This window comes from Lactococcus sp. bn62, from assembly GCF_029492705.2.
GTDB classification, from domain to species: Bacteria; Bacillota; Bacilli; order Lactobacillales; family Streptococcaceae; genus Lactococcus; species Lactococcus petauri.
Window position 1 is genome coordinate 1,275,368 of record NZ_CP120417.1, and the last position, 15,889, is coordinate 1,291,256.

A 15,889-nucleotide genomic window follows, 5' to 3' on the forward strand; every position below is an offset into this window, starting at 1 on the left:
TTTAATCTTAGTTAAGCACTCCAGGAAACGAATTGTAATTCACTTCCTATTAGTTATAAACAACCCAGCTTCCTGCAGGGAGTTTACTTGCCATTTCGATTTGTTCAGCAAGAGTCATGCCAGCGTATTCACCGTGACCTAACAATTGGAACGCACCGTATGCACCTGAACTTGCATTTGCAACATCTGCACGTCCATTAGACTCATGTTCAATAATATATACCCATTCGCTTGCAGAATATCCTGCTGCGTTGGCAGTATTAGAAACCATGTAGTTGGCAAGGGCTTCAATATTTACTTGACCAGAAGTTTGACCTAAGTCAAGTCCTGATACAGTTTGTGCTACTTTAGATTTAGCAGGTTGTGTTTCAACTTTTTTGGCAGTTGTAGGAGTTGCTGAAGCTTTTCCTAACAAAATATTGTTAACTTCTGTTTGTACGTCTTCAAAGTCAAAACCTTTGTTTGTCAACATTGTGACACGATCTTGACCTGTACCGTAGTTACCGTTAATAACTTCAATTGCAACATCATGTGTAGTTTGTTTCGGTGTGTCCGCGTGGGCCATACCAGTACCGATAAACATGAATGAAGCAATAACACCAGTTGAAATAGCAACTTTACTGAATTTCATTTAGACCTTTCAATTTCGCCACTAAGAATATTCCATAGAGTTAAAGCTCAATTACGAACCCCCGTATATACTCTATCATCATGGTTACTTCCCATACACATCATAAAGTCTTGAACGCTTGTGTAGGATTACCGTCAGCAGTTTAACGTCATTGCACGCTATGGACGTTTGTTATAAGGAGCCTTCAAATCTCTGCTGCTTGCGAAATTACATATCTTTGAAAGCTCACGGTTTAAAATGTATAAGTTCACTCAGAAGAAAATAAATTTTCAAAGTCAAATTCATTTCCTTCATGAGGGACTCATTATATGACCTTTACCTTAAACATAACTTAAAATAAACAGAACAAAAAAAAGAAAGCGAAAACATTTGTAAACAAAATATTCAGAAAATTTATTCTACAAAATGGAAAAAATGTATAATAAAAACCCCTATTTAATGCGCTTCTTATTTTAAAAAAATTAACCATGTCTTTTTTTGTATTTAAATACATTAAAAATTTTTGCTAATTAAATTAAGTAATTTTTTCAATATTTTTAGTTTCAGTTAAGACAATAAGATTTTAAACCACTTTCTTAATAAAAATTAAGGAGAAATTGCTCTTGTTTTCATTCTTTTATTTCCATATTTTTTTATACTATATATTGGACTTAAAACACTCTTATAGCTCATTATCATTGATGTTTAAGGAATTTATCTCGAAAACTTCTTTTTCTAATGTGAGAGGCAGTTAATAGAAATAATTTTTTCTTACCCATATGTTGGAATAATTTTCTTAAACTACCAATAATGGTATTTATTTTAATCTTGAACAAATTATTGTGTGACTTTTTCTCATAATGGTATTTGTTCTCTTTTTCATAATATTTTTCCTTGTTTTTATGCACTTGTTCTTCTTATTTTTCTAAATCTTGTTTTCACTAAGAAATTCCATCTCTTTCTCCTCTCATTACCTTATATAACATTATAATTACAAATCATTGCTTATATAGAAAAACTCCACATCTGCGGGCAAAGAACCAAAGCACAGATATGGAGCGATCAAATAAAGGTGTATACTGAAATAAAGGATTCAGTATTTACCTTATCTATATTATAGCACTAAAGTAAGCGTTAACAAAGAGAGTTGCAACTGTCAAAAGCGCAGGAACAAAGCAAAAATCCCCCTATGGAGAAAGGGGGACATCAAGGTTATATCCATGGGTTGGATATTTATTATGAAAAATCAAAATTATACTAGGGTTTGAATATAATTAGGACATTATCAATTTTAGCATGGTCTCCCTGAAAATAAAAATAATAATCAAGGAAGTTTAGAATACTAAAACTTTCAAAAAATATGTACACCAAGTTGGAATACAGAAAATAAAACAGCTCAACCACGAGGGTTAGAGCTGTTTTCATTTATTCATCTTAAACTTTCTTCTATTATATATACAAAATATAGAACCGAAAAACGCCTATATATTAATATTTCTTGCTTTTCAAATCATACATAAAATATACAAATAAAAAACTTTTGGCACAAATTTGGCACAAAAAATCCCCACCGAAGCAGAGACTTACCATTAAGAGCAGACGTTTATTATAGGATATTCAATTATCAACTATAGGTACAAATAAATGGCTGTAATAATTTGAACGAATAAAATCACTGCAAATGGTGCCATAATAACCAATATCACAAGGGCTGGTCCACCTAGCCACTCCCTACCTTTATTTCTTTTCATATCATATCCTCCCTAAATGAATGTATTAATTACACAACACTTTATTTTTGTAAAGAGAATACTTAATAAAAAGTCCCTCAGTACTGTACTGACGGACTAACAATATTGAATAGAGACCTATTCAAGTACCATCATATTTTATTTATTAAAGTATGTCAAGTAATTGCATTATTTAACAAAAAAGTTCTCCCAACCTGAAAAGGGAGCTATATCAAACTCTACTTCTTATAAAGCGCATAAGATTGGTTTATGCGAGCTTGATACACTTACATTATATCAAAAAAACTTCTTGAGATACACGACCGCACAATAAGAAGTTCTGCCAGGCATCGACATTGATTAGAAACTTTACTCTTTTGTAAGTGGATTGTATAGCTGCCTGACAGAGTCAGTATAACACAATAGATTGACAATAGCGAACCATACAAAAAAGACACCCGATATGTGAGAGGCGCCTTCCTGATGAATAGCCTAGTTATAATTACTCGTCATAACTAGAGTTCGTATTTGAGGTCTAACTTCGTCACAGAGAAGTAGCCTACGAACACTCTTACTATAACACTAATATGTCCAATAACATAATGATACAAAAAAACCACTCCTAAGAGTGATTTTAATTATGCGTGGTAAATATTTGATGCTTGAGCGCCTCGTTGGCCTTCCGCAATATCAAAAGTTACTTTTTCGCCTTCTTCAAGTTTTTTGAAGCCACTGCTTTGAATTTCTGAGAAGTGTGCAAACACATCTGTCCCATCTTCTGCAGTGATAAAGCCAAAACCTTTAGAGTCGTTAAACCATTTTACTGTTCCGTTTGTCATAGTATATATATTTCCCTTCAACTAGATTGTAAATCATTATGGTGAAAGGACATATTTAAAATATATAACTTTAACTAAACTTACTTAGTACATAGTATCACGCTTATTTGTTTTTGTCAAATTGACATAAAAAATTTCGCTTATGAATTAAATGCCAACGGTTAGAAACTTAACTAACTCTCGAAGAAATTCATACACGAAGAATCTGTCTTATGTGCCAAGGAGACACCTGTTAACTACAGTATATTTAAAAGTGAATATCTAACAAAAAATACGCTGGCAAGGCGTGATAAATAGAAAAAATAATAAATCAAAAATTTATTTTTATTGCCTTTTATATTATAACAAAAAACACCTCTGAATGTAATAGTCAGAGGTGTCTTGGAGTAAAATTTGTGAAAAATTTTATGCTTATATATTAACATGCTATACCATTGAAGTAAAGTAAAACAAAAGAGTCACTTGGTACCTTATTCCGAGAAACTACATCTTACATATCTTTATTGTATCAAAAAAACTCCCAGTCAAAGGACCGGGAACTAAGAAAAACAAAATTAGAAGCAAGCTTCTTCTTTTGATAATTATATTATATCACTATTCAATATCTAGACAAAACAAAAACCCTCAACACAATTGCTGAGGGTAAAATTTATTAATCTTAACCTAGACATAATAACATGAAACAAACATTATTACAAATATAAAAACACCTAGCGTGAAGGGGCTAAGTGTTAATGATAAAGAATTTATTTTTCATACACATTATACCATGATAATTAAAAGTAATCAAAAAAGCCCGGTCAATTGACCAGACATTCTTTTTTATTTCTTCAAATAATCCATGCTAATATATCGTTTCGCACCACTGTAGGATGTATATGTTCCCCACTTCATGCCTTCGCTAGTAATTACTTCAGAGATATTTACGCTTTGCCCAAAGCTGTAAGCAGCAACCACTTTACCCTTCTTGGTTGATGGATAATCACGTACATTAAGTGCCGATGCAGTAACTTTATAAGTTCCCGCACCTTGTCCGCTGGGAAACGGTGTACTTGCATCTGGAATGCGTAAGATTGCATACGGTGTCAGATAAGCACGTGTGCGACGTTCCACACCTTTAGCACTTGCTGTTTGAGCTGATCCATCATAGTTTTGTTCAATGGCTGTTACTGTAGTAGCTGTTGCTGACTCTACAATTAAAACATGACCATATCCACCATTATTTGGATTTTCTACCAAGATATCCCCTTTTTGAGGAATAATGGGATAGTAGCCACCAGAAGCCATAAATACTTGTGGTGTCACTCCTTTAGCTTTAATAGCATTAATATTATTAACATCAACCGTATTAATCGCATTGCCTGTAATACGTGCCCCTGTGGCCCAATAGACTACATATGTAGAAAGGTCTGCACATTGTCCACCGTACATCCCATCAAAGTCTACTACTTGTCCAAGTTTTGCAACCGCTAGATCATAAATTTTACTCATTTCTTTTTCTCCTTTATTTTTTCAGTAAAGATAACGACGCCTAAGAATAAGAACATGAACAGCCCCCATAGTCCTAAACTTATCATTTATTCTCCTTGTTCAGATTGATTGCACTTGCTGATTGATCGCCAACTGTCCCACTTCCAATTGATGTAAGCACTGAAACAAGTGTGGCTAATAGTGATACACTCAGTGCATTAACCCTATCTACATCAAGTACACCTGTAGCTCCCGCAGTCATTACCGCAACCATTGACTGCGCAAATGTCTTTACTGCACGTTCTGCAGTATCTTTAAAAAATAGTTTAGTAAACATTATCTTTCCTCCATTTTATTTTTTTTATATTGTTCAAATTGATCATGTGCGTAATGATTACCGCCCAACGCTTCATATTCATCAAATATCCCACCTACAACTTGTAACCCATAATCATGATTGATCGCTTGAAGTAGTTCGATACGTTTAATATGCATTTGAATATCTTTAAGTTGACACTGCTGCCGCTTCGTGAATCTACGATAGAGCCAACTTAACATTAATGACACAATAACCAATGCTGACCAGTTTTCTAAGACATCCATGAATAATATCCAAGCATGTCTAAACATTTCTTCCAATTTTTTATTTTCTCCTTTTTTTTATTTAGTTTTTCTTAGTGGTATTGTCATGTTAAAACTAAATCTATGGTTACTTGCAAGAGAGTTAGTTTTCGGTGATAGATACAATTGTACTTGGCCATTGCTTAGAATACCCCCTGAGTAAGTTGTACCTCCCCCCTGGAAGTTACTCCACATAAAACCTTCATTATGGGTGATATGAGCAGTAATTTCCGCTGGCAATGTTAAGAAGGTGTAGTAGCTTTCACCAGTAACCGTTGAATTTGGTCTAGCACCTTGAACCGTAATGTAAATCCAACCATTTTTGATACAATATTCAGCTTGATTAGCTGTGAATCCCTTATCCATGGTTAATGGTAAGAATCCATCAGTATCTCCTGCCGTAAGCTCTTTAATATCATCTGTAGTCGCAACCCTCTTCCATGGAAGATTAAATCCTAACGTTGTATTTCCAATACGATAATACATTGATCGTGTCACATAATCATAAAGTGTTTGGAAAATTCCGCTTGAACCTATCATTGTTCTAACAGATAAACGAAAAGCCCCAGTTACACCTTCTGGTGCTCCAACAACTATAGTTGGTGTTTTCTTTGAAAATTCTCCTTCTGATTTATATTCATCAAGATTTGCACCATCTGGGATATTTTTTTGAACAATAACACCATTTATAGTATCAATCTGATTTTGTAGATTTGCTGCTTGATTATCATCCAATTGATTTTTTAAATTCTGAAACCATGATTTAAAATCTGAATCAGCCTGCTCAAATATGCTTGTATACTGATCTACAATTCCATCCACATTGATGTTGTCAAATGGAGTAGACCAACCACAAACAGTTGAATCACTACGCATATCTGTAATATCCGCATCGGTAATTTGTGTTGCATTCATCTTCACAGATATGGTTGCAAGTTGAAGTTCAAACAAGATATCATTGCGAACAACCGTTGTGTCACTTGGTTTATAGTAAAGATATGTGTCTCGAGCATTCTTATCCATACGTAAAACAACTGAATCTGTACGATTTTGCACTGATGAAGCAACATTAACTTGAATTGCAATATTTTCATCGTTTAAGTACGAACCTCCTCCAATAACAGCAGAACCTCCCCCAACTTGAATATTCATACCGTTCTGTGCAGATCGTACACGCAATCCATCCTTGAATGACATGACAACCCCTGTTTTAAGAAATGCTGCAAAGAATCTCATAAAGTCATCTGCATCATAAAGTCGGTCTCCGTTGACGTCATTCCACGGAAAACTATATTGTGTCATTTGTTTAATCTCCTTCTTATAATATCAAATACAGTTGGGCTTTCTTTATCCCACAATGGAGACATATGATGCCCTGCCTCGTCCCATGTTTCGTCAATACCTGCCAAGACAGATGTTTTTGTTACATTGAAAAGTTTACTTGTAAAGCGTACACGGTCCCCCAGCTGGTAATCTTTGCCATAAACAAAAAGTTCTGTTTCCAAATCTATGTCACCATTTAATGTCAAAATAGCTTCTTGTTCTGCTAGCTTAGAAATGCCTCGACTTGTTAATGCTGCTTTATATTGAGCATCTGTTAAAGTAATATCTTTGCCATTACCATCTTGCGTTTGTTTTTGAATATCTCGTGCATCAACATAAATTTCTTCTCGTTCTAAACCTGAAAGAGTATCATTCAATTTGACATTGATACGTGCAGTTCCTTCTCCTTCTCCAAACACCCATGCCATCGTAGCTTCATCAAAATTAGAGGACTCATAACTTTCTGAAAGCAAGTTGTCAAAGTCAACATTAAATTCCACGATGTCCGATAAATCACGGCCCTTTACAATTTCAAGCTTATTGTGGGGTGTTTGTAAGTTTGTACCTACTTCTCTAATACCAATATCATAAGTAGAGCAAAGATTATCCACTTCATCAGATACAACTCCATAAGATTTTTGATAGTCAACATTTGTTGTTGAAAGTGCTGCTGGCGCTGCAATTGAAAGATATTGTATTTTGCGATTTGCTTGGCTTGGATTAACTACTTCATTGTTAAGGTGGTCATAAATAATTTGCTCTGGTTTCTTCGTCTGGTGATATATGCGGTATACAATACGTTTTAAGGCTTTCGCTCTTAAAGACTTCCCAGAAACAACTAAACTCCCTTTTGTGGAATCATCACAAGTTACACGATCAATATAGAAATAAACATTATTAATGTTTAGAATATTGTCTGCAGTATAAAGTGATGTAAGGATATTTCTTTTTTCTATTGATTCCTCATCATTGGAATAAATAACTTTCTGAACATCTTCAAGCAATATTTTTAAAGAAAACTGAGAATATGTATAATACCTCCAGTTCACAGTTAAAGAATCAAAAGTATCTATAATACCTGCGGATTCAAATGTAAATCCGCTTGTTCCTACACGTTTAAATACTTCAATATCCATAATTAAACCCCAATTATCAATGGAGTGAAGGAGATAGTTGCAAGAATATTCTCCTCACCTATATCTGCTTGCACTACAAGATTGTTTGCTTCTATATTATCCAATCCAAAGAAAGATGAACCAGCCATACGAGTTCCCATTGCATTTGTTGCTTCTGGATCAGTATCATCTTGATACCAGGTTTTCTTTTTTCCATGAATTGTGGACAAATAAATCACTGTTCCAGCATCAAAAGTTCCTGTCCAACCAAAGAATTCTTGCGTGACTACATTGTAAATTCGAGGATTAGTGACTTCAGCATTGCATTGAATATTTAATTCAAACCCAACAACAAAGTCTCCTTTATTCAAAATTTTTACAATTTGTCCTGGTGAAATTGTTGCAAAAGCAAAATCAGGAGTAATTGATAATGGGAATTTAAGTTTATTATCATTTGTTGAGAGCGGTATTGATTTGTTTCTAACATTTTCATCACGCCACTCTGGATCTAAAGCTCTAAATTGCATGATAGATGATGAAGTTGAAGCACTACTATCTTTGCTACCTTCATAGCCTTTTATAGCTTCAGCATCTATGCTGTATAAGTTTTTATCAATTCGAATAAATAAAGTTCCTGCAAGTTCTGGATTAATAATTGCCATAACTTGATGTTCTTTATCTTTTAAAGATTCAAAGCTTTCTTCTTTAATTGCGAGACCTACAGACATATCCCGATAAGCAAGTGAGCTGGATGTTTTTCTTTGACCACTTTTACCAAATATTTTTTGTGAGTTTATTTCATTTTCGGGTGATCCAAACCCCTCATAACTTGTCAGATAAAAAGGACCAAAGCGGTCCATCTTTATTTCTTGATTTAAAGTATTTTTATAAGATATTTCCACATTAGGAAGTTTGGCCATATTCTTTCCTTTCTAAAAATCATATGCAGCTTGTTGCCATTGTAATTGTTGTTGACGAACAATTTCACGTTCTGATGGATTTTCACGAACAACAACAGTCATTGGTGCATGTATTTCAGTTTTTGCTTGTTCTTGCCCTGCTTGATCAATTGGAATACTTCCTACAACTTTCTGTGCTGCTACAATGTTAGCACCACTTCCAACATTGAATGTATCTTGCCAAACATCGTCTTGTAAAAGCCTTGTATCAATACCATCTGTAAATGCTGTTTGTACTTTTTGAGCCATACCTGAAACATTTTTCTGTACAGCTTTAAAATGTTCCATCAAGCTGGAGCTATACTATAAAAGTGGACAGAAAATTGTGTGTTATAATCTGTCTATTAAGACACAAAAATGAAAGGACTTTTATGTCAGGTTTTAAACGTTACGACGAGGAATTTAAGCAATCTCTCGTTAATCTCTACCAAACAGGTAAAACTCAATCCGAACTCTGTAAAGACTATGGTGTCTCCCCTTCTGCACTTGCAAAATGGATCAACCAGTACTCTCAAGTTCGTCTTGAAGATAATACGGTCTTGACTGCTAAACAGATTCAAGAATTACAAAAAAGGAATGCCCAACTCGAAGAAGAAAATCTTATCTTAAAAAAAGCAAGTGCCATATTCATGCAAAACTCCAAGTGAGATTAAAAGCAGTCTATAGACTCCGATTTGAACACACGACAGTTATGCTCTGTCGTGTTTTACATGTCAATCGTTCCACCTACTATAACTTCATAAACAAGAAGCCCTCAAAACGTGAAATAGAAAATCAACGCTTGAGAAAATTACTCCTTGAGATTTATATGAAAGCCAAGAAAAGAATTGGAACGAGAGCTTTTAAAATTATTCTCCTGCGTGATTATGGCGTTAATATTTCTGAGGGGCGTATCTTAAGACTTCTCAAGTCTATGACACTCCCTAAAATGTCAACGATTAAACCTAGAGTTAAATCAAAACACTCTCCTGCATTTTCTTCTGATAATCTCCTTAAACAAGAATTTAATCCTAAGTCCCCGAATCAAGTATGGACAACTGATTTCACTTATATTTCTATAGGACATAGACGGCATGTTTATCTCTGCGCCATCCTTGACCTCTACTCTAGAAAATGTATTGCTTGGAAAGTAAGTGACAGGATTGATGCTAAACTTGCCTGTGACACATTAGGGATGGCTATAAATAAGAGGAAGCCTAAGGAACCAATCATTTTTCATTCGGATCAAGGTAGCCAATTTAAATCAGCTTCCTTTAGAAAAATATTAGATGAGCATCAATTGCTTGCTTCTTACTCCAAACCTGGATATCCTTATGATAATGCTGTCACTGAGGCCTTTTTCAAGTACCTCAAACAACGGGAAATAAACAGAAGAACTTATCACTCCATTCAAGAAGTTCAACTCTCTTGCTTTGAATACATCGAACAGTTTTATAACAACTATAATCCTCATTCCGCAAACAATGGTTTAACTCCAAATCAGAAAGAAGAAAACTATTTTAAGAAAATATAGCTCATTTTGTGTCTAAATATTTGACATTAGTCCACTCTAGGTATCTCTCAAATAAATAATCATTATTTTGAAACATAAGAGGCACAAAGTCATGGATAAATACCACCAGTTTATCTACCCTTTCACGGAGTATTTTCAAAAAAACTTTATCAAATGCGATGCCATTCCAAGATGGCATTTGAGCAATGGCCAAATCGCCTTGCGTAACAGATGACAGCATACCAAAGATTCTTTTTTTCTTTTTCCTCTGCTGTATCTTCGCTCACCGAATAAGCAGAAATACTGATTTCTTTAAAACCTTCATCTTGTGCAAGCTTGGTAATCATATGTTGCGCGGTCATAGCCGTGCTTTGTTCACTTTGTCCATATAAATTTGTTATATACTTTCTCATCTGTCCTCTTATCACTTCTCTAAGGAAAAGTTACGATAAGTTCCCCTTTCTTAATATCTAGCAAACTTAATGCAGCATTTTTTAGAATGAGCAATGAGACTTCACTTTGTCTTTGTTGGTAACTTCTTTGGGCCTCTTTTTCAAATTCAGCAATTGACTTTTTCTGTGCTGTCGATCGACTTTGCACAACAAAACGAAGTTGATTCATTGCGTCTACTTGATTGCTCCAAGCATTATCTATAGCTTTCAACATTGTAATCTGTAAATATTGAAGAAAAGCTCTATCATCACCAATTTTTTCTCTTTTTACTTGAAGATTTTCTTTTAAAATATGCCTTATATACAATTGTTTAAGTTCATTTGTTTTCAGGTATTCTTCATTAACATTTTTAAAATTATAGTCAATATGATCTAAAATAAAACGCTGTATACTCCGTGATGTCTGTCTCTCTGAAGTTGAAAAATACTCATTAACGACAATTTCTGCACTCTGATTTACTATTAATAAAGCTTCAGAAACACTTCTAAGTTCCATAATTTCTTGACGCTTCTTATTTACTTGCTCTTTTTGCAGGCGTAAAACTTCATCAAATTGGAGCGCCTTTATTCGCTCATCATAGCCGTTTTGCTCTGAAATTTTTTGAGCTTTCATAAAAGCATGTTTTACCTTATAATTACGAATTGGTCTTGTAACTTCTTTATATTTTTCATAGTAAGCTTGTATGCTTTCTTGAACGAAATTTTTAATCACATCATCTTCTAGGGACTCAAAGGTATAAGTATCTCCAGGTTCCCCCTGCCTGCCTGCTCTCCCCTTGGCTTGTAATTCAATACGCCTATTTAACATCCGCTCAGTGATAACAACTGCAAGCCCTCCTTTTTCACTAGCTTCTTCCGATATCTTAATATCCGTCCCTCGACCAGCCATAGAGGTAGAAACAGTCACCGCTCCGACCTGACCTGCTTCAGAAATAATTTGTGCTTCTTTAGAGCTACTCTTCGCATTAAGAATATTATGAGGAATTCCTCTATTAAGTAAATTCAAAGAATAAAGTTCTGAGGCATCAACAGACCCTGTAATGACGAGAACAGGACGTCCCTCTGCATGTAAGGAAGATATTTTTTCAAGACTTGCTTCTAATTTAGCCGCAAAATTTGTGTAGCTTTTCGGTTTGTGGTCGACTCGGATACTTTTTTTATGCGTTTTTATCATTTTTACTGGGAGATTATAGGTATTGATAAATTCATTTTCTGCAACTTTTGCTGTACCTGACATGCCAGCCAACTGTTGAAACTGACGAAATAAATTTTGGTAAGTTATAGATGAGATTGTCTGTGTTTCATTACTTAATTCAACAAATTCTTTTGCTTCTATAGCTTGGTGTAAACCATTTTGTAGATTCGACCCTTCTAAAATTCGTCCATCTTTTCGGTCAAGCAGTTTAACTTCACCCTCTTCCACAAGATAATCTCGGTCTCGTTTTAATGTATGATGTGCTTTTAATGCCAATATAATATGTTGGTAGAGCGTAAAGAATTGTTGGTCAAGAAGATTTGAAATCGAAAAATATTTCTTTGCTTTTATAATGCCTTTTTCTGTTAACCAAACATTTTTCTGTTCTTCGTCCAACTTAAAATCGATTTCTTTTTGGAGTATCGTAATGAAAGCATTCGTGTTTTCAAAATAATTGGACTGACCTTTTGGCGCACCTGAGATAATCAAAGGCATTTGCGCACTGTCTAGGAGAATTTCATCCACCTCATCTAAAAGGGCATAAGTTAACTTCGATATAAATTTCTCTTCTCTTTTTTCAGCCAAGCCATCAATCAAAAAATCAAAAGCTAAAGTTCCATTTGAAATATATATAATATTTGCAGCATAAACTTCTTGCCTTTTTTTCACATCAAATTCTTCTTCCTCAGGATCACTCGTACCATCTGCGACTTCTAACCCTAACCATTGGTAAACCGCACCTATACGTTCAAAGTCCCTACTGGCCAAGTAGTCATTCGTTGTCACTAGAAAGACTGTGTCCAGATACAGTGCTTTTAAATAAAGAGGTAAAGTAGCCACTAAGCTCTTTCCTTCCCCAGTCTTCATCTCAGCAATCTGCCCCTCATAAAGGGCTAAAGCTCCTAGAACTTGTTCATCTGTAGGATATAAACCCAGCACCCTTCTATCTGCTTCGCGAACCACTGCAAATGCCTCGGCAATAATATCAATTTCTTTCTCATTATTTGAAATACGTTTTTTTAATTCATCAGTTTTATTTTTGAGTTCTTTGTCACTAAATTTCATTACAAGTTCTGATAAATTATTTATTTTTCTTAGTAGCTTCTTATACACTCTCTACGCTTCCTTCTTTAATTATTTATTCACTTGCATTTTTTAGACAAACCTTAATTTTATTGCCAATTAACCTATGTAAATAAAAAAACATACAGGAAAAATGAAATAAAATTCATATTTCTGTATATATATTCACAATCTTTTTCTCAAATAGTTATAAAAAAATTGTTTTTAAAGAGAAAGTCATAAAACTCAAGAAAAAATGCACTAAAAAACAAAAAAAAATTGAAAAAAGCCCCTGAAAACAGGAGCTTCTTTCAATAAATTAAGGTTTTTTTTACAGATGTCCACAAGAAAATTTTATAGCGAAATATTATTTCACGAAAAACCTCTCATTTATCTCACACTTACATAATATCATATATTTAAAATGAACACAATAAGCAAATCTTTCCAAAAAACAAAAATACGAAAGTCCTTTTCTTATCCAAATAATTTTTGTCCTTTCAGAGCTGCAAAATACAACAAGATTTTCTCTTTCTTCGCTTCCTTTTTTCCTCCTGACTTATGGTTGTAGGTCAAATAGAAGATAGGTGATTTGAGGCTATGGTTTAAAAATCAAAAAAAGCCCTCGCAATACGAGGACTTGGGAGTTTTATGAAAAATTTTGGAACAAGTAAAGTATAACCCTTTTTTCTTAAATCAAACAAAGAATACTATTTTTTAACCACGATGACATTGCAAGGTGCGTGATTAATAACATAATTTGTGGTTGAGCCTACCAAAAGTCGGTCAAACATATCTGTTCCCGTTGCACCAATGACGATTAAGTCAATATTTTTATCTTCTTCTTCCGCAAAGTTAACAATTCTTAGTTTCGGTTTGCCTGCGATTTCATAAGTTTCATATTCAACTTGTTCGCGGATAATATCTTTGCAGTTTGCTAAAATATCTTGCGCAAGTTGATCCAATCCTGGTGTTTCTACAATACCTTTATGAACAGCACCGTAATATTTATTGATATCTTTTACTGTCAGAACATGTAGTTTTGCATGATTGAGACGAGCAATGCGTATCGCTTCATCTACTGCTTTGTAAGATTGTTCAGATCCGTCCACAGGAACCAAAATATTTTTATAATAGTCAGTCATAATCATTCCTCCTTTTATGTCTTTCTCTACTTCTATTGTACATTTTCTTTCCCTAAAAACGAAATCATTTCCTTAAAAGCAACACTCAACCGAAAAAGGAGTAAAAGAAATACGCCCACAATAGTGAGCGTATTGAAGTGATAAGATAAACATCTTACTGGAATACTTGTATTATATCTCCTTTGTCTTAAGCAATACTAAAATTAAAGCTTTTAAAGAAGTCAATGACAAGCTACTTTTTGTATCTATTTAACGACCAAGACATTGCATGGTGCATGATTTACAACAAACTGTGTGGTTGAACCTAACATGAGTTTATTAATCATCCCTGCCCCAGTTGCGCCAATAACAATCAAATCCATCTTCTTGTCTCCTGCAAATTGGACAATCATATGTTTGGGCGCACCAACAATTTCATAACTGTCATAAGGTACTTCATCACCGATAATCTCCGCTGCTTTCTTCAAAATATCTTGTGCCATCATATCAATTTCAGGATTTTCGACGATACCAAAACCGGTCATTCCGTAATGATGTTCCATATCCTTAACAGTCAAAACATGAAGTTTTGCATTGTTTCTCTTTGCCAAAGTAATTGCCTCATGTACGGCATTATAAGATTGATCTGAACCATCTAGTGCAACTAAAATATTGTGATATTGTTTTTCCATTATTAGTACCTCCGCTTCATTCTTTCCTTAAGTCTATTATCGCTCTTTCGCTGCAACATTTCAAATATTTCAGTGAAAAGTTAGAACAAATATTTAGGATTACTTTTAAAAGTAGCTTTTTTGTACTTTTAAAAAGAATGTGTTACAATAATTATGGAATTTCGTTATGTACGTTATAGTGTCCTTTCGTCGATATCATATAGAGAAAGGAGAATGCATTATGACATTCACTAACAAAAACAAAAATTTCAAGTATACTGTATCTTTGGATACTTCAAAAGATATTTTTAAAGTATTTTTGGCTAATGATCCAGCGGTTTATGGGCTTGGTCGTACCATTGAAGAAGCAATGCACAACTTGGAAGAATTAGCATAAGGAGCTCATAGCAATGGATGATTATTCCTCGTGATGGTATCTACTTCACACGTTTAAGTAGATGCCTTTTTTTGTACTCAAAAAGCTAATTTTCCTCCCCCAAATATATCCTCAAAGATTTACTTCTTCCCTAAATTATGATTTAATGGCATCATAGATATCTGAATAGAAAAGAGATTGTACACATGATTTCAAAAAATATTCAAAGAGCGATGCTCAAAGCAAACCATGTCGGTGCTGAATCTAAGGGCTTCCCCTATCTGGCCGAATGTTTAAGACAGGAAGGAATTGTAAAAAATATATGGCATCTTCCTTCTGGAGACAGTTTTTATTTTTCGGAAACGGGCTCACTCGTAAACCCAGGAAACCCTTTAATCGGGCGTGTTGGGCCTTGCCCAGATTTTGATCAAATTGCTCTGGTCCAAAACATTCGTGCAAATCAAGCCGGTAAAATTTCCTTCCCTGAATTCTTGGCGTCGCTTTGGAAAGCGGGAGTCATCCGATATGAGGTGGATTTCACTACACGGCAGATGAGTTATTTTGGAGCATTTGACCAAGTTTATCAAGAAAGCTACCCCAGTGTTGCTATTGATGTTTCATCTACCGAATCTTTTCTTCCCTAATTAAAAAGACTTTGAAATATCAAGGTCTTTTTAATTAGGGAGTGTGCAGCGCATGATATATTTTATCTCTTCATAAGATAAACTATTATCACAGAAGTTTTGCTTCTCCTTGCCATTTTTGTTAAAATTCATCTATGTTAAAAATTTATTTTAAAGCATTAATTCAAGCATTGCTTATTTTGGCAGTATGCCTCTTTCTTCTTATT

16 protein-coding genes and 1 pseudogene are annotated in these 15,889 nt (G+C 34.3%); 3 read left to right on the forward strand and 14 right to left on the reverse strand.

The features are described 5' to 3' along the window. Nucleotides 1-49: 49 nt before the first annotated feature. From P3G65_RS06630 to P3G65_RS06675, 10 genes are all read right to left on the reverse strand, one after another. Nucleotides 50-631, reverse strand: a complete 582-nt coding sequence (locus P3G65_RS06630; RefSeq protein WP_019292725.1) for a transglycosylase — start codon at nt 629-631, stop codon at nt 50-52. A gap of 1,607 nt (nt 632-2,238) precedes the next feature. Further along, a complete protein-coding gene (locus P3G65_RS06635) occupies nt 2,239-2,361 on the reverse strand; it encodes a hypothetical protein (RefSeq protein WP_014024878.1) in 123 nt (40 codons plus the stop codon). Nucleotides 2,362-2,978: 617 nt separating this feature from the next. Further along, nucleotides 2,979-3,179, reverse strand: a complete 201-nt coding sequence (locus tag P3G65_RS06640) for a cold-shock protein (RefSeq protein ID WP_017369912.1) — start codon at nt 3,177-3,179, stop codon at nt 2,979-2,981. 822 nt (nt 3,180-4,001) lie between these two features. After that, nucleotides 4,002-4,670: a CHAP domain-containing protein gene (locus tag P3G65_RS06645; protein WP_019292727.1), complete on the reverse strand. Its 669-nt coding sequence runs from the start codon at nt 4,668-4,670 to the stop codon at nt 4,002-4,004. An 82-nt stretch (nt 4,671-4,752) separates the two neighbouring features. Further along, nucleotides 4,753-4,986 (reverse strand): holin, encoded by a 234-nt coding sequence (locus P3G65_RS06650; RefSeq protein WP_284071133.1) that lies wholly within the window; start codon nt 4,984-4,986, stop codon nt 4,753-4,755. Next, a complete protein-coding gene (locus P3G65_RS06655) occupies nt 4,986-5,279 on the reverse strand; it encodes a hypothetical protein (protein ID WP_035002144.1) in 294 nt (97 codons plus the stop codon). The genes P3G65_RS06650 and P3G65_RS06655 overlap by 1 nt, the downstream gene beginning before the upstream one ends. A 30-nt stretch (nt 5,280-5,309) precedes the next feature. Next, nucleotides 5,310-6,572, reverse strand: coding sequence for a hypothetical protein (locus P3G65_RS06660; protein ID WP_019292730.1), 1,263 nt, complete (start codon nt 6,570-6,572; stop codon nt 5,310-5,312). Then, a complete protein-coding gene (locus P3G65_RS06665) occupies nt 6,569-7,729 on the reverse strand; it encodes a siphovirus ReqiPepy6 Gp37-like family protein (protein ID WP_019292731.1) in 1,161 nt (386 codons plus the stop codon). Before P3G65_RS06665 ends, P3G65_RS06660 begins: the two co-directional genes overlap by 4 nt. Before the next feature lie 2 nt (nt 7,730-7,731). Then, on the reverse strand, nt 7,732-8,628 hold the full coding sequence (locus P3G65_RS06670) for a phage tail domain-containing protein (RefSeq protein WP_019292732.1): 897 nt from the start codon (nt 8,626-8,628) through the stop codon (nt 7,732-7,734). A 12-nt stretch (nt 8,629-8,640) separates the two neighbouring features. Then, complete coding sequence (locus P3G65_RS06675) at nt 8,641-8,955, reverse strand: hypothetical protein (RefSeq protein WP_019292733.1); 315 nt, start codon at nt 8,953-8,955, stop codon at nt 8,641-8,643. Between the two features lie 83 nt (nt 8,956-9,038). Between P3G65_RS06675 and P3G65_RS06680 the strand changes: the two are divergent. Continuing rightward, a pseudogene (locus P3G65_RS06680) lies at nt 9,039-10,196 on the forward strand (IS3 family transposase). A gap of 133 nt (nt 10,197-10,329) precedes the next feature. Here the strand turns inward: P3G65_RS06680 and P3G65_RS06685 are convergent. The 4 genes from P3G65_RS06685 to P3G65_RS06700 form a co-directional block, all read right to left on the reverse strand. Continuing rightward, nucleotides 10,330-10,572, reverse strand: a complete 243-nt coding sequence (locus P3G65_RS06685) for a hypothetical protein (RefSeq protein ID WP_019292575.1) — start codon at nt 10,570-10,572, stop codon at nt 10,330-10,332. 19 nt (nt 10,573-10,591) lie between these two features. Next, the gene (locus tag P3G65_RS06690) at nt 10,592-12,919 is read right to left on the reverse strand and encodes a DEAD/DEAH box helicase (protein ID WP_019292576.1); all 2,328 of its coding nucleotides are present in this window, start codon (nt 12,917-12,919) and stop codon (nt 10,592-10,594) included. Between the two features lie 659 nt (nt 12,920-13,578). Further along, on the reverse strand, nt 13,579-14,013 hold the full coding sequence (locus P3G65_RS06695; protein WP_004256982.1) for a universal stress protein: 435 nt from the start codon (nt 14,011-14,013) through the stop codon (nt 13,579-13,581). A 245-nt stretch (nt 14,014-14,258) separates the two neighbouring features. Continuing rightward, a complete protein-coding gene (locus P3G65_RS06700; protein WP_019292577.1) occupies nt 14,259-14,684 on the reverse strand; it encodes a universal stress protein in 426 nt (141 codons plus the stop codon). Nucleotides 14,685-14,904: 220 nt separating this feature from the next. Here P3G65_RS06700 and P3G65_RS06705 point away from each other — a divergent pair, with 220 nt between their 5' ends. Both P3G65_RS06705 and P3G65_RS06710 read left to right on the forward strand, forming a co-directional pair. After that, nucleotides 14,905-15,060 carry a hypothetical protein gene (locus P3G65_RS06705; protein ID WP_016170924.1) on the forward strand — a complete coding sequence of 52 codons (156 nt, stop codon included), beginning with the start codon at nt 14,905-14,907 and terminating at the stop codon, nt 15,058-15,060. A 185-nt stretch (nt 15,061-15,245) separates the two neighbouring features. After that, nucleotides 15,246-15,683: a DUF1398 family protein gene (locus P3G65_RS06710; RefSeq protein ID WP_019292578.1), complete on the forward strand. Its 438-nt coding sequence runs from the start codon at nt 15,246-15,248 to the stop codon at nt 15,681-15,683. Nucleotides 15,684-15,889 lie beyond the last annotated feature (206 nt).

Excerpts from the sequence above, each read along its gene's own strand:
- P3G65_RS06630 (WP_019292725.1), bottom strand. The coding sequence starts at position 631 with ATGAAATTCAGTAAAGTTGCTATTTCAACTGGTGTTATTGCTTCATTC.
- P3G65_RS06635 (WP_014024878.1), bottom strand. The coding sequence starts at position 2,361 with ATGAAAAGAAATAAAGGTAGGGAGTGGCTAGGTGGACCAGCCCTTGTG.
- P3G65_RS06640 (WP_017369912.1), bottom strand. The coding sequence starts at position 3,179 with ATGACAAACGGAACAGTAAAATGGTTTAACGACTCTAAAGGTTTTGGC.
- P3G65_RS06645 (WP_019292727.1), bottom strand. The coding sequence starts at position 4,670 with ATGAGTAAAATTTATGATCTAGCGGTTGCAAAACTTGGACAAGTAGTA.
- P3G65_RS06650 (WP_284071133.1), bottom strand. The coding sequence starts at position 4,986 with ATGTTTACTAAACTATTTTTTAAAGATACTGCAGAACGTGCAGTAAAG.
- P3G65_RS06655 (WP_035002144.1), bottom strand. The coding sequence starts at position 5,279 with ATGTTTAGACATGCTTGGATATTATTCATGGATGTCTTAGAAAACTGG.
- P3G65_RS06660 (WP_019292730.1), bottom strand. The coding sequence starts at position 6,572 with ATGACACAATATAGTTTTCCGTGGAATGACGTCAACGGAGACCGACTT.
- P3G65_RS06665 (WP_019292731.1), bottom strand. The coding sequence starts at position 7,729 with ATGGATATTGAAGTATTTAAACGTGTAGGAACAAGCGGATTTACATTT.
- P3G65_RS06670 (WP_019292732.1), bottom strand. The coding sequence starts at position 8,628 with ATGGCCAAACTTCCTAATGTGGAAATATCTTATAAAAATACTTTAAAT.
- P3G65_RS06675 (WP_019292733.1), bottom strand. The coding sequence starts at position 8,955 with ATGGAACATTTTAAAGCTGTACAGAAAAATGTTTCAGGTATGGCTCAA.
- P3G65_RS06685 (WP_019292575.1), bottom strand. The coding sequence starts at position 10,572 with ATGAGAAAGTATATAACAAATTTATATGGACAAAGTGAACAAAGCACG.
- P3G65_RS06695 (WP_004256982.1), bottom strand. The coding sequence starts at position 14,013 with ATGACTGACTATTATAAAAATATTTTGGTTCCTGTGGACGGATCTGAA.
- P3G65_RS06700 (WP_019292577.1), bottom strand. The coding sequence starts at position 14,684 with ATGGAAAAACAATATCACAATATTTTAGTTGCACTAGATGGTTCAGAT.
- P3G65_RS06705 (WP_016170924.1), top strand. The coding sequence starts at position 14,905 with ATGACATTCACTAACAAAAACAAAAATTTCAAGTATACTGTATCTTTG.
- P3G65_RS06710 (WP_019292578.1), top strand. The coding sequence starts at position 15,246 with ATGATTTCAAAAAATATTCAAAGAGCGATGCTCAAAGCAAACCATGTC.